This is a genomic window from Quadrisphaera sp. KR29, assembly GCF_052644995.1.
In genome coordinates this window covers 1-404 of the sequence record NZ_JBQXXG010000042.1, presented here as the reverse complement: position 1 = coordinate 404, position 404 = coordinate 1, and the positions used below count along the sequence as shown (strand labels likewise).

Annotated in this window: 1 pseudogene; it reads right to left on the bottom strand. The window is 78.0% G+C overall.

The annotated features are described in order from the left end of the window. Window positions 1–404 (bottom strand): annotated as a pseudogene (locus ACUN9U_RS18275) (hypothetical protein); the annotation flags it as partial.

Below are 404 nucleotides of genomic sequence, written 5' to 3'. Positions count from 1 at the left end.
ACCGCGATGTCCTCGGCGGGGCCGCGCAGCTGCAGCGCGGCCTGCCCGTCAGGTTCGTTCCAGCGGGACGTGGAACACGCGGCCCGGGCCTTGGATGCGCGGCGTTGGGCGGCGTCGGCGTCGGCGCGGTGCACCGCGGTGGTCAGGCGCTTGGACCACGCCCGCCGGTTGGGGCCCAGACCAGCACCGGCGGTGGGCCGCGACGTCGGGCCAGGTGGCGGCGAGGGGGCGTCCGTACCAACGGCCTCATCCGCGTCGCCCTCTGCGCCGCCGGTGCGAACCAGGTCGGAGGAGGCACCCTCCGGTGACCAGCTGGGCGACCCGGTGGCCCTGCCCAGCAGCTCCCGGCGCACCTGCGCAGCGACCCGCTCGGCGTGCTGCGCCGCGGCCGCCTCGGCTGCGGC